Below are 11190 nucleotides of genomic sequence, written 5' to 3' on the forward strand. Positions count from 1 at the left end.
TACACCTCTCTTACTTCATGAAGCCTTGGTAATGGCGCATCAGCACCAGCGCCTCAATCTGCTTCATTGTGTCAAGAGCCACCCCCACGATAATCAGGAGAGCAGTACCGCCAAAATATACCCCTTGAATATTGGTAATTGCTGCTATGAAATTTGGTACTATGGCGATAATGGCAAGGAAGATTGAGCCAGCAAGGGTGATCCTGGTCATTACACGATCTAAATAGTCAGCGGTCGGTTTCCCCGGACGCAAGCCTGGAATAAAACCACCGTGTTTTTTCATGTTCTCTGCCATATCCGATATATTCAGGGTAACCGCAGTATAGAAATACGTGAAAAATACGATCAGCAGCGCATAGATTGCCGTCTGCAGCGGCGTACCCCACGCAAACCAGCCTGCCACGGTTTTTACCCAGGGAACATTTATAAACTGGGCAATGGTTACCGGGAACATGAGCACGGATGACGCAAAGATTATTGGAATAACACCCGCCTGATTGACTTTCAGCGGAATGTGAGTAGAGTGTCCGCCGTACATTTTGCGTCCAACAACCCGTTTGGCATATTGTACAGGAATTCTACGCTGTCCTTGTTGAATGGCAATTACAAATACAATCATAACCACAGCAATCAATATAAATAGTAGGATATTGTACCATTGAATGGTTCCCGCAGTTAAGTATTGGTACATAACGTAAATACCATCAGGAATTCTTGAAACCACACCAGCAAAAATTATAAGGGAAATACCATTGCCAATCCCTTTGTCGGTGATTTGTTCACCCAGCCACATCAAGAATGTGGTTCCGGCAGTCAGTGTCACAGCTATCAGCAGGATTGATCCAATCCCCGGATTGATAACTGCGGCTCTTAACCCGTATGCCATGCCTACGGCTTGAATAAAACCTAAGAGCACTGTTCCATAACGGGTAATTTGGGTAATCTTCTTTCGCCCTTCATCGCCTTCTTTGGCCCACTGCTCAAACTTCGGCACTACTACCGTCAAGAGCTGCATGATAATGGAAGCATTAATATAAGGCGTAATACTCATCGCAAAGACCGAGAACTTACTTAATGCACCACCGGAAAATAAATCAAGCAGACCGAATAGGTTTCCCTGGGTAAACATCTGCTCAATAACCGCGGCATTAACCCCGGGGACTGGAATATGTGTGCCGGCTCTAAACACCAGAAACATAGCCAGCGTAAATAACACTTTCTGTCTTAGCTCAGTAATCTTGAGTATATTAGAAAGGGCCGAAAGCACTTATACCACCTCGACTTTTCCGCCAGCAGCCGTAATCTTGTCTGTTGCCGTTTTGGTGAAGCCATTTGCTTTCACAGTGAGGGATTTGGTCAGCTCGCCGTTGCCTAAAATGCGAAGACCGTCCAGAACCTTTTTCACCACACCGGCTTCTACCAAAGCAGTCAGATCAACGACAGTTCCATTTTCAAAACGATTTAATTCGGAAATATTCACTTCCGCATATTCTTTCGCAAACTTGTTGTAAAAACCGCGTTTAGGCAGTCTGCGATAAATCGGCATCTGGCCCCCTTCAAAACCCGGACGGACACCGCCGCCAGCACGTGCGTTCTGGCCTTTATGACCCTTACCGGAAGTTTTGCCAAGACCGGAGCCAAGTCCGCGGCCAACACGGGTACGCACTTTTTTTGAACCAGGCGCAGGAGATAACTCATGTAATTTCACAGTTAGCGCCCTCCTCTCGAATTTAGTCTTGTACTTTTTCCACACTAACCAGGTGTACGACTTTGCGGATCATACCGTTGATCACCGCATTGTCTTCTTGGATGACCGAACTATTGGTCTTACCCAAACCCAAAGCTTTTACCGTAGCGCGCTGATCTTCCTGGCGGCCGATTAAGCTTCTGACAAGAGTAATTTTGAGTTTTGCCATTTTGTTTCCTCCTCTAGGCTTAGCCCAAAAGTTCCTGAACCGTTTTGCCGCGAAGCTCTGCCACTCTTTCAGCCCGTTTCAGTTGCTCTAGGCCTTGCAGTGTTGCCCGTACTGCGTTATTAGCATTGGACGAACCCAGCGATTTTGTCAAAATATCATGGATGCCTGCCAGTTCCAGTACGGCACGTACAGGACCGCCGGCAATAACACCGGTACCTTCAGCAGCCGGTTTTAACAGCACTTTGCCTGCACCAAAGATTCCTAAGATTTCGTGCGGAATGGTAGTGCCAACCAGGGGTACCTTTATAAGATTCTTCTTAGCATCTTCAATCCCTTTTCTGATTGCTTCAGGCACTTCGGAAGCTTTGCCCAAACCGGCGCCTACATGACCGTTCTCGTCACCGACAACGACCAAAGCACTGAATGAGAAGCGCCGACCGCCTTTTACAACTTTAGCAACCCGATTGATAAATACTACTTTTTCTTTCAACTCAAGACCTGCATTGTCAATTCTGGCCATTCATGTCCCTCCTTCTGCTAAAATTCCAGCCCTGCTTCACGTGCTGCCGCTGCTAATGCAGCCACTCTGCCGTGATAAATATAGCCGCCGCGATCAAATACGACTTTGGTAATTCCGTTAGCTAATGCCCGTTTGGCAAGTTCCGCTCCCACAGCTTTAGCCGCTTCGATGTTACCGCCGTATTCCACTTGGCCCTTCACTTCTTTGTCAACCGTACTGGCTGAAACAAGCGTTGTCCCAGTCTGATCGTTGATAATCTGAGCGTATATATGACTCAAACTCCGGAAAACGTTAAGACGGGGTCTTTCCGCAGTTCCTATAACATGTTTACGAACTCTACGATGCCGCTTTTGGCGTGACTCGTTTTTGTTTTCTTTACGAAGCAAGGTGTTCACTCCTTTCTATATAAGAATTTTACTTCTTACCTTTACCGCCTGCTTTACCTACCTTGCGGCGAATTACTTCACCTTCATACTTAATGCCTTTACCTTTATACGGTTCCGGCTCTCTGTAACCGCGAATCTTAGCGGCTAACGCGCCTACTGCCTCTTTATCCGACCCCGAAACAATAATTCTGTTCGGAGCAGGAACGTCAATGCTCAAACCTTTCGGCGGTTCCACTTCCACCGGATGTGAAAATCCGAGGGTCAAGGCCAGCTTCGTACCGGATTTTGCCGCTCTGTAACCAACGCCGGCAATTTCCAGTGTTTTCGTAAAACCAGTTGTTACACCGGTTACCATGTTGGCAATCAAAGTACGGGTCAAACCATGCAAAGATCTGTGTTCTTTAGCATCGGACGGTCTCTTGACAAGAAGAGTGTCGTTTTCCAGTTCCAAAATCATATCACTGTGAATGGCACGGCTCAATTCGCCTTTAGGTCCCTTTACGGTTACCAAGTTGCCATCTATCTTGAGGGTTACGCCTGCCGGAATCGCAATCGGCATTCTCCCAATTCTTGACATATACTGCACCTCCTAACTGCAAAAATTACCAAACGTATGCAAGCACTTCGCCGCCAAGTCCATCGCGGCGCGCCTGTTTGTCAGTCATAATTCCCTGCGACGTGGACACGATAGCGATGCCAAGTCCGCCCAGTACGCGCGGCAATTGATCTCTCTTAGCATACACTCTGAGTCCCGGCTTGGAAATCCGTTTAATACCGGTGATTACTTTCTCACGGTTCGGACCATATTTCAAGCTCACCCGCAAAACGCCTTGCTTATCGTCTTTGATTACTTCGAAATCTTTAATGAAGCCTTCGCTTTTTAAGATCTCAGCAACCGCCTGTTTAATCTTCGATGCAGGAATTTCCACTTTATCATGATAAACCGAATTAGCATTACGTAAACGTGTCAGCATATCGGCTATTGGATCGGTCATTACCATATTATATAACCTCCTTCCTATTCCGCTAGTTTACCAGCTAGCCTTGGTTACCCCTGGAATAGCCCCTTTGTAGCTCAATTCTCTAAAGCAAATACGGCACATTTCAAATTTACGCAAGTAACCATGAGGACGGCCGCAGACTTTGCATCTGTTGTATTTACGAACTTTGAATTTCGGCTCGGCTTTCCATTTTTCAATTAACGCCTTTTTAGCCACAAATTTCCCTCCTTCTTACGCGCTGAATGGCATCCCCATTAACCGCAGCAGCTCGCGGGCTTCTTCGTCCGTGTTAGCTGTTGTGACAACAATAATGTCCATACCACGCAGTTTGTCAATTTTATCGTATTCTATTTCAGGGAAAATCAGCTGTTCTTTTACACCCAGTGTATAGTTGCCGCGTCCGTCGAAAGCGCGAGGGCTTACACCACGGAAGTCACGCACACGGGGAAGAGCTACGTTCAATAATTTATCCAAAAACTGATACATCCGCTCGCCGCGCAGGGTTACTTTAGCACCGATCGGCATGCCTTCACGGATTTTAAATGCCGCAATGGATTTTTTCGCCCGGGTCACAACCGGTTTTTGTCCGGCAATGATCGTCATATCGTTCACTGCTGCATCCAATACCTTCGGATTACCTACGGCTTCGCCTACGCCCATGTTTAGAACAACCTTTTCAATCTTAGGGATTTCCATAACATTTTTGTAGCCAAACTTCTCCATCATCGCTTTAGCTACTTCGTTTTTGTACTTGTCTTTTAATCTAGCCATGTGTAGTTACCTCCTTTCCACGTGATTTATTTCTCTTTATCAATGATCTCGCCGCATTTTTTACATACACGCACAGATTTTCCGCTCGCCAATGCGCTTTTTTTGATGCGGGTAGGTTTGTCACATGCGGAGCATACCAGCATGACTTTTGAGGAGTTAAGAGGAGCTTCTTTAACCACAATACCACCCTGGGGCAGTTTTTGGCTTGGTTTTGTATGACGTTTCACAGTGTTTACGCCTTCTACAATAACTTTGCTCTTCTTCGGTAAAGCTTCGATAATTTTTCCTTTTTTACCTTTATCTTTACCAGATAACACAACCACTGTGTCACCTTTTTTTACATGCAATTTATTGACTTCAGCCACTTACGGACACCTCCTAACTTAGATTACTTCCGGTGCCAACGAGATAATTTTCATAAAGTCCTTCTCTCTGAGTTCTCTCGCTACCGGCCCAAAAATACGGGTACCTCTGGGACTTTTATCATCTTTTATAACTACTGCTGCATTTTCATCAAAGCGAATATAGGAACCGTCGGCACGGCGCAAGCCTTTTTTGGAGCGCACAACGACAGCTTTCACTACATCACCTTTTTTTACTACACCACCTGGAGATGCGTCTTTAACTGCTGCAACAATAACATCGCCGATATTGGCATATCTGCGGAAAGAACCGCCTAATACCCGGATGCACATGATCTGTTTAGCTCCGGTATTGTCAGCAACATTGAGGATTGTCTGTTGTTGGATCATCTTTATCCCTCCTTCACGAAATGCGAGGTGCGAGGGTCACGTAACGCGCATCGGACACCCGCGGATCGACATTATTTTGCTCTTTCGATAATTTCTACAACTCTCCAACGTTTGTCTTTCGATAACGGACGAGTTTCCATGATTTCCACCGTGTCGCCGGTGTGGCTTTCATTGTTTTCATCATGGGCTTTGAATTTCACTGTCTTCTTCACAGCTTTTTTATACAACGGATGCGGTACCAAGCGTTCTACCGCTACTACAACCGTTTTTTCCATCTTATCGCTAACCACTTTACCAATACGGGTTTTGCGTTCGTTTCTTTCGGTCACGTCCTTACAGCCTCCTTCCGTCCTACTTGCGATTGCCTCCTGGAAGACAACCCTGTCTTATTATTTGAAAACGTCCGTGCACAACTGGACTTTATGCTTGCTCAGCCTTTAATTCCTGCTCACGTTGTACAGTTTTGATGCGGGCTATGGTTTTCTTTACTTCCTGAATCCGCATCGGGTTTTCTAATTGACCGGTAGCAAGTTGGAATCTCAGGTTAAATAATTCCTCTTTAAGTCCGGAAAGCTTCTGAGTCAGTTCAGCCGCACTCATTTCACGGATATCATTAGCCTTCATCTACTTCACCACCTACTTCTTGCTCTGCCGATACCTCTGCCTCTTCCCGTTTGACGAACTTCGTTTTAATAGGAAGTTTATGAGCGGCCAGACGCATAGCTTCTTTAGCCACTTCTTCAGTTACGCCGTCCATTTCAAACATAACACGGCCGGGTTTTACTACCGCTACCCAGTATTCCGGTGAACCTTTGCCGCTACCCATACGGGTTTCAGCCGGTTTTGCCGTAATCGGCTTATCAGGGAATATTTTAATCCAAACTTTACCGCCACGTTTGATATAACGGGTCATAGCAATACGGGCTGCTTCAATTTGCCGGTTGGTAATCCAGGCCGGTTCAAGAGCTTGCAAGCCGAATTCGCCATGGCTGACGGTATTGCCGCGATTGGCTTTACCCTTCATACGACCACGAAATTGTTTGCGATGTTTCACTCTTTTTGGCAAAAGCATTACTCAACGCTCCCTTCAACAGCGGCAGCGGTCTTCTTCACTTCAGGCAAAACTTCACCTTTGTAGATCCAGACTTTTACACCGATGCGGCCGTAAGTAGTATGAGCTTCAGCAGTGCCATAGTCAATATCGGCTCTCAATGTATGCAGGGGAATGCTTCCTTCACGGTAGCTTTCGCTGCGGGCGATTTCAGCGCCGCCTAAACGTCCGCCAACCATTACTTTAATCCCTTTAGCGCCAAGACGCATGGTGCGGGTTACCGACTGTTTCATAGCACGGCGGAAAGCGATACGTCTTTCCAGCTGTGATGCGATATTTTCAGCTACCAGAGTAGCATCCAATTCCGGTTGTTTAATTTCTGCGATGTTAAGATCGATTTGTTTGTCAGTCAGCTTTCTTAAGCCTTTTTTAAGCTCCTCGATCCCGGCGCCGCCACGGCCAATCACCATACCTGGTTTTGCAGTGTGAATAGTCACTTTAACGCGGTTAGCCGCACGTTCTATAAGAATCTGGGATATGCCAGCAGCAAACGCTTTTTCTTTCAGGTATTCACGAATTTTTATATCTTCATGCAAGTTTTTTGCATAGTCTTTGTCGGCATACCATTTGGCGTCCCAAGTCTTGATAACACCGATTCTAAGTCCATGCGGATTAACTTTTTGACCCACTTAGTTTCCCTCCTTCGCCAGTTATCTCTCTTTTACAACTACTGTCACGTGGCTGCTGCGCTTTAAAATTTTAAAAGCTTGCCCGCGAGATCTCGGATGAATACGTTTTAAAGTAGGACCTTGATCTACGTATGCAGCAGAAACATACAGTTTATCCGAATTCATATCAAAATTATGCTCCGCATTTGCCACAGCGGAAGTCAGTACTTTCTCGATTACGTCGGCACCGACTTTCGGCGTGTATTTCAATATAGCCAATGCTTCACCAATGTTTTTACCACGAATCAAATCCATTACAATACGGATTTTACGCGGTGAAATGCGAATATATCTGGCAATTGCCTTCGCTTCCATGTGTTAGCCCCCTTTCGGCAACTCTTTAACTAAACAAGCTTCCAATTATCTAAGCGATGTTGATCTTTCGTTGTCACCATGGCCTTTAAACGTACGGGTAGGTGCAAACTCACCCAGTTTATGGCCTACCATATCTTCCGTGACATATACCGGAACATGTTTCCGTCCGTCATGAACCGCTATTGTATGTCCGACAAAACTAGGAAGAATGGTGGAGCTGCGTGACCAAGTTTTAACAACCTTTTTGTCACTTTTTTCATTCAAAGCGTCAACCTTTTTCAGCAGGCTTTCATGGACATAAGGTCCTTTTTTTGTGGATCTCGACACTCAATTGTCCTCCCTTCTCTACCTATTTTGTCCGTCTCTTAACGATGAGCTTATCGGACGATTTCTTTCTGCGGGTCTTAGCACCCATAGCATGTTTACCCCAAGGAGTAACAGGATGTTTGCGGCCCACAGGCGAACGTCCTTCGCCACCGCCATGCGGATGGTCAATCGGGTTCATCGCTACGCCGCGGTTTGCCGGGCGAATGCCAAGCCAGCGCGAACGTCCGGCTTTACCGATCGTAATATTTTCATGCTCCAAATTGCCAACCTGGCCAATAGTAGCCTTGCAGTTCACATGAACTTTTCTTAACTCACCGGACGGCAGACGAAGCAGCGCATGGTTGCCTTCCTTTGCCATCAACTGAGCCGATGCACCGGCCGAACGAACCATTTGGCCGCCCTTACCGATTTTCATTTCGATATTGTGAATCTGAGTACCGACCGGAATATTCTTCAAAGGAAGCGAATTGCCTACTTTGATGTCGGCTTCCGGGCCGTTCATCACTTTATCTCCGACTTTCAGCCCGTTGGGAGCCAGGATATAACGTTTTTCACCGTCGGCATAGTTGAGTAGTGCAATACGGGCCGAACGGTTCGGATCGTATTCAATCGTTGCTACAGTTGCCGGAATGCCGTCTTTATTACGTTTAAAATCGATTATTCTATACAGGCGCTTATGGCCGCCGCCTTGATGTCTTACCGTCAGACGGCCTTGCTGATTACGCCCGGCATGTTTTTGCAGTCGTTCCACAAGAGAACGCTCTGGTTTATCGGTGGTAATTTCTTCGAAATTAGCCACAGTCATAAACCTTCTACCCGGAGCATAGGGTTTGAAACTTTTTACTGCCATGTTTGCCCCTCCTTTTTTACAGTTTTTAGGTTATACACCTTCAAAGAATTCGATACGCTCGCCAGGAGCCAGTTTCACAATTGCTTTTTTATAGTCAGGACGTTTGCCTGCCGTTTTGCCCATCCGTTTGGTTTTACCCGGAACACGGATGGTATTTATAGCAAGCACTTTTACCTTAAATACCTCTTCTACAGCCTGACGAATTTCCACTTTATTGGACTTCAAGGGTACAATAAAGGTATATTTGTCGGCAGCCATTAAAGCGGTCGATTTTTCCGTAATGTACGGACGGATTAGAATGTCGCGTGCGTTTGCCATTATGCCAGCACCTCCTCGATGCGATTAACCGCATCTTTCGTGATGAGCACTTTGTCATGGTAGAGAATATCATATACATTGATTCCAGTAGAAGCAATGGCCTTGACTCCGCGAATGTTGCGGGACGATTTTTCTACGTTCTCCAACGCTTCGCCGGTAACAATCAGCGCTTTGCTGTCGACCGCTTTAAAATCACTCAACAATTTCACAACGTCTTTTGTCTTAGGCTGTGCAAAATCAATGGCTTCCACAACAACCAGTTCTTCGGCTTTCACTTTTGCACTGAGTGCACACTTGATGGCCAGACGACGTTGTTTACGAGGCATTCTAAAAGCGTAAGAACGGGGTTGCGGACCAAACGTGGTACCGCCGCCTACCCAAATCGGGGAACGGGTGCTGCCGGCACGAGCCCGGCCTGTACCCTTTTGTTTCCACGGTTTTCTACCGCCGCCGCGTACCATTCCTCTAGTCTTTGTAGCAGCTGTGCCCAAACGCTGACTGGCAAGTTGCATAACCACAGCTTGGTGCAAAACAGCTTCATTTACTTCCACGCCAAAAACATTTTCATTTAACTCTATTTCACCAGTCTGTTGACCGGCGATATTATATACTGCTACTTTCGGCATATAGCACATCCTCCTTTCGTGGTTCGAGGCCCGGAATCTACAGGCTTGACGCCTGTAAACCACCGAACCCTAAATTTTATTTTGAAGGTTTTACGGTATTTCTGATCACAACATAACTTCCCTTAGGTCCAGGAACGGCACCTTTGATCAAAATCAGGTTGCGTTCATTGTCCACTCTTACCACACTTAAGCGCTGTACGGTTACCTTCTGTCCGCCCATCTGGCCGGGAAGTTTTTTACCTTTGAATACCTTACCGCCGCCGCCGCTCATCCGGGGACCGATTGAACCAGGTTCACGATGCGATTTCGAACCGTGAGCCATGGGACCGCGTCTAAAGTTATGGCGTTTAATACCGCCGGCAAATCCCTTGCCTTTTGCTGTGCCGGTTACGTCTACCAGCTCACCTGCGCTAAACACGTCGGCACCGATAAACTGACCTACTGTATATTCCGAAGCAGCAGGAAGTCTTACTTCGCGGATAAATCTCACCGGTTTTGCACCGGCTTTGGCAAAATGCCCTTTCAGCGGCCTGGTAACCTTTTTATCTTTAACAGCGCCATAGCCCAGTTGCACTGCATTATAGCCGTCGTTTTCGACCGTTCTGTTTTGAAGCACAACGGTTTGTCCTGCTTCCAATACAGTTACCGGAACAACTTTGCCTTCCGGAGTAAAAATTTGTGTCATACCTAATTTTTTTCCTAAAAGTCCTTTAGCCATGTTTGCCACCTCCTCTACAGCTTAATTTCGATATCCACACCAGCCGGAAGGTCGAGGCGCATCAATGCGTCTACAGTCTTCGAAGTCGGCTCTACGATGTCAATTAAGCGTTTATGCGTACGCATTTCAAATTGCTCACGCGAATCTTTATTGACATGGGGTGAACGCAAAATAGTGAAAATATTTTTCTCCGTGGGAAGTGGTATGGGACCGGATACGGACGCACCGGTTCTTTTTGCAGTATCAACAATTCTTGCCGCGCTCTGATCCAATGCTTTGTGATCATAAGCCTTGAGGCGAATTCTGATTTTTTGTTGTTTAGCCATTACTATTTCCTCCTTATCGCCCGGTTTCATTGAACGGACATTCTCCGTGAAAATTTCCCCGCAAACTACGCGGGCAACCTCCCACGTCATCGCCTAGGAACTTTGTATTTATTCCTGATATAAGGGCGCCCCTACAGGTCGCCCTTACATCAGGCCGTAAAACAGCCTTTTACTTCGTCTTATGCGTCGATAGCAGTTACGACACCGGCGCCAACCGTACGGCCGCCTTCACGAATTGCGAAGCGCAGTCCTTCTTCCATCGCGATCGGTGTAATCAACTCGATCGACATCTGGATGTTGTCGCCAGGCATTACCATTTCCACACCTTCCGGCAGGTTTACTACTCCCGTTACGTCAGTTGTACGGAAGTAGAACTGCGGACGATAGTTCGTAAAGAACGGAGTATGACGGCCGCCTTCTTCTTTCGACAGTACATATACTTCTGCTTTGAATTTCGTATGCGGTTTAATCGAACCCGGTTTAGCCAATACCTGACCGCGTTCAATGTCTTTTCTTTCCACGCCGCGCAGCAGAGCGCCGATGTTGTCGCCAGCTACTGCCGAATCAAGCAGTTTGCGGAACATT

General features: G+C 46.6%; 23 protein-coding genes. All 23 read right to left on the reverse strand.

Annotated elements, in window-relative coordinates; all coding sequences use genetic code 11:
• Window positions 1-10: 10 nt before the first annotated feature.
• Complete coding sequence (gene secY, locus BMW43_RS12785) at window positions 11-1267, reverse strand: preprotein translocase subunit SecY (RefSeq protein ID WP_091748085.1); 1257 nt, start codon at window positions 1265-1267, stop codon at window positions 11-13.
• On the reverse strand, window positions 1268-1708 hold the full coding sequence (gene rplO, locus BMW43_RS12790) for a 50S ribosomal protein L15 (RefSeq protein WP_091748088.1): 441 nt from the start codon (window positions 1706-1708) through the stop codon (window positions 1268-1270).
• 22 nt (window positions 1709-1730) lie between these two features.
• On the reverse strand, window positions 1731-1916 hold the full coding sequence (gene rpmD / locus BMW43_RS12795; RefSeq protein WP_091748091.1) for a 50S ribosomal protein L30: 186 nt from the start codon (window positions 1914-1916) through the stop codon (window positions 1731-1733).
• A gap of 19 nt (window positions 1917-1935) precedes the next feature.
• Window positions 1936-2436 (reverse strand): 30S ribosomal protein S5, encoded by a 501-nt coding sequence (rpsE, locus tag BMW43_RS12800; protein WP_091748094.1) that lies wholly within the window; start codon window positions 2434-2436, stop codon window positions 1936-1938.
• Between the two features lie 17 nt (window positions 2437-2453).
• Entirely contained in the window at window positions 2454-2822 is a 369-nt protein-coding gene (rplR, locus tag BMW43_RS12805; protein ID WP_091748097.1) for a 50S ribosomal protein L18, read from the reverse strand.
• Window positions 2823-2850: 28 nt separating this feature from the next.
• On the reverse strand, window positions 2851-3399 hold the full coding sequence (gene rplF / locus BMW43_RS12810; RefSeq protein ID WP_091748100.1) for a 50S ribosomal protein L6: 549 nt from the start codon (window positions 3397-3399) through the stop codon (window positions 2851-2853).
• A 25-nt stretch (window positions 3400-3424) separates the two neighbouring features.
• On the reverse strand, window positions 3425-3823 hold the full coding sequence (gene rpsH / locus BMW43_RS12815; protein ID WP_091748103.1) for a 30S ribosomal protein S8: 399 nt from the start codon (window positions 3821-3823) through the stop codon (window positions 3425-3427).
• A gap of 30 nt (window positions 3824-3853) precedes the next feature.
• On the reverse strand, window positions 3854-4039 hold the full coding sequence (locus BMW43_RS12820; protein ID WP_054259351.1) for a type Z 30S ribosomal protein S14: 186 nt from the start codon (window positions 4037-4039) through the stop codon (window positions 3854-3856).
• A gap of 15 nt (window positions 4040-4054) precedes the next feature.
• Window positions 4055-4594: a 50S ribosomal protein L5 gene (gene rplE, locus BMW43_RS12825; RefSeq protein WP_091748106.1), complete on the reverse strand. Its 540-nt coding sequence runs from the start codon at window positions 4592-4594 to the stop codon at window positions 4055-4057.
• A gap of 26 nt (window positions 4595-4620) precedes the next feature.
• Entirely contained in the window at window positions 4621-4959 is a 339-nt protein-coding gene (rplX, locus tag BMW43_RS12830; protein ID WP_091748109.1) for a 50S ribosomal protein L24, read from the reverse strand.
• A gap of 18 nt (window positions 4960-4977) precedes the next feature.
• Entirely contained in the window at window positions 4978-5346 is a 369-nt protein-coding gene (rplN, locus tag BMW43_RS12835) for a 50S ribosomal protein L14 (RefSeq protein ID WP_091748112.1), read from the reverse strand.
• Between the two features lie 71 nt (window positions 5347-5417).
• Window positions 5418-5675 carry a 30S ribosomal protein S17 gene (rpsQ, locus tag BMW43_RS12840; protein WP_091748115.1) on the reverse strand — a complete coding sequence of 86 codons (258 nt, stop codon included), beginning with the start codon at window positions 5673-5675 and terminating at the stop codon, window positions 5418-5420.
• Between the two features lie 91 nt (window positions 5676-5766).
• A complete protein-coding gene (rpmC, locus tag BMW43_RS12845) occupies window positions 5767-5970 on the reverse strand; it encodes a 50S ribosomal protein L29 (protein WP_091748118.1) in 204 nt (67 codons plus the stop codon).
• Window positions 5960-6418 (reverse strand): 50S ribosomal protein L16, encoded by a 459-nt coding sequence (gene rplP, locus BMW43_RS12850; protein WP_091748121.1) that lies wholly within the window; start codon window positions 6416-6418, stop codon window positions 5960-5962. The genes rpmC and rplP overlap by 11 nt, the downstream gene beginning before the upstream one ends.
• Entirely contained in the window at window positions 6418-7086 is a 669-nt protein-coding gene (gene rpsC / locus BMW43_RS12855) for a 30S ribosomal protein S3 (RefSeq protein ID WP_091748124.1), read from the reverse strand. The genes rplP and rpsC overlap by 1 nt, the downstream gene beginning before the upstream one ends.
• A 21-nt stretch (window positions 7087-7107) precedes the next feature.
• A complete protein-coding gene (gene rplV / locus BMW43_RS12860; RefSeq protein ID WP_091748127.1) occupies window positions 7108-7440 on the reverse strand; it encodes a 50S ribosomal protein L22 in 333 nt (110 codons plus the stop codon).
• Between the two features lie 45 nt (window positions 7441-7485).
• Entirely contained in the window at window positions 7486-7767 is a 282-nt protein-coding gene (gene rpsS / locus BMW43_RS12865; protein ID WP_091748129.1) for a 30S ribosomal protein S19, read from the reverse strand.
• 22 nt (window positions 7768-7789) lie between these two features.
• Window positions 7790-8617, reverse strand: coding sequence for a 50S ribosomal protein L2 (rplB, locus tag BMW43_RS12870; RefSeq protein WP_091748132.1), 828 nt, complete (start codon window positions 8615-8617; stop codon window positions 7790-7792).
• Between the two features lie 30 nt (window positions 8618-8647).
• The gene (rplW, locus tag BMW43_RS12875) at window positions 8648-8935 is read right to left on the reverse strand and encodes a 50S ribosomal protein L23 (RefSeq protein ID WP_091748135.1); all 288 of its coding nucleotides are present in this window, start codon (window positions 8933-8935) and stop codon (window positions 8648-8650) included.
• Complete coding sequence (gene rplD, locus BMW43_RS12880) at window positions 8935-9561, reverse strand: 50S ribosomal protein L4 (protein WP_091748138.1); 627 nt, start codon at window positions 9559-9561, stop codon at window positions 8935-8937. Before rplD ends, rplW begins: the two co-directional genes overlap by 1 nt.
• A 76-nt stretch (window positions 9562-9637) precedes the next feature.
• A complete protein-coding gene (gene rplC / locus BMW43_RS12885) occupies window positions 9638-10279 on the reverse strand; it encodes a 50S ribosomal protein L3 (RefSeq protein WP_091748140.1) in 642 nt (213 codons plus the stop codon).
• Window positions 10280-10293: 14 nt separating this feature from the next.
• On the reverse strand, window positions 10294-10605 hold the full coding sequence (rpsJ, locus tag BMW43_RS12890; protein ID WP_054259337.1) for a 30S ribosomal protein S10: 312 nt from the start codon (window positions 10603-10605) through the stop codon (window positions 10294-10296).
• A gap of 179 nt (window positions 10606-10784) precedes the next feature.
• Window positions 10785-11190, reverse strand: a 406-nt coding sequence (locus BMW43_RS12895; protein WP_500684730.1) for an EF-Tu C-terminal domain-related protein, incomplete at its 5' end; no start/stop codon positions are given.

The organism is Propionispora vibrioides (assembly GCF_900110485.1).
GTDB classification, from domain to species: domain Bacteria; phylum Bacillota; class Negativicutes; order Propionisporales; family Propionisporaceae; genus Propionispora; species Propionispora vibrioides.

Coding starts and splice junctions, on each gene's coding strand:
- rplF (WP_091748100.1), bottom strand. CDS start 3,399: ATGTCAAGAATTGGGAGAATGCCGATTGCGATTCCGGCAGGCGTAACC.
- rpsE (WP_091748094.1), bottom strand. CDS start 2,436: ATGGCCAGAATTGACAATGCAGGTCTTGAGTTGAAAGAAAAAGTAGTA.
- rplD (WP_091748138.1), bottom strand. CDS start 9,561: ATGCCGAAAGTAGCAGTATATAATATCGCCGGTCAACAGACTGGTGAA.
- rplE (WP_091748106.1), bottom strand. CDS start 4,594: ATGGCTAGATTAAAAGACAAGTACAAAAACGAAGTAGCTAAAGCGATG.
- rplC (WP_091748140.1), bottom strand. CDS start 10,279: ATGGCTAAAGGACTTTTAGGAAAAAAATTAGGTATGACACAAATTTTT.
- rplP (WP_091748121.1), bottom strand. CDS start 6,418: ATGCTTTTGCCAAAAAGAGTGAAACATCGCAAACAATTTCGTGGTCGT.
- rpmC (WP_091748118.1), bottom strand. CDS start 5,970: ATGAAGGCTAATGATATCCGTGAAATGAGTGCGGCTGAACTGACTCAG.
- rpsH (WP_091748103.1), bottom strand. CDS start 3,823: ATGGTAATGACCGATCCAATAGCCGATATGCTGACACGTTTACGTAAT.
- rplB (WP_091748132.1), bottom strand. CDS start 8,617: ATGGCAGTAAAAAGTTTCAAACCCTATGCTCCGGGTAGAAGGTTTATG.
- rplN (WP_091748112.1), bottom strand. CDS start 5,346: ATGATCCAACAACAGACAATCCTCAATGTTGCTGACAATACCGGAGCT.
- rplW (WP_091748135.1), bottom strand. CDS start 8,935: ATGGCAAACGCACGCGACATTCTAATCCGTCCGTACATTACGGAAAAA.
- rpsJ (WP_054259337.1), bottom strand. CDS start 10,605: ATGGCTAAACAACAAAAAATCAGAATTCGCCTCAAGGCTTATGATCAC.
- rpmD (WP_091748091.1), bottom strand. CDS start 1,916: ATGGCAAAACTCAAAATTACTCTTGTCAGAAGCTTAATCGGCCGCCAG.
- rplV (WP_091748127.1), bottom strand. CDS start 7,440: ATGGAAGCGAAGGCAATTGCCAGATATATTCGCATTTCACCGCGTAAA.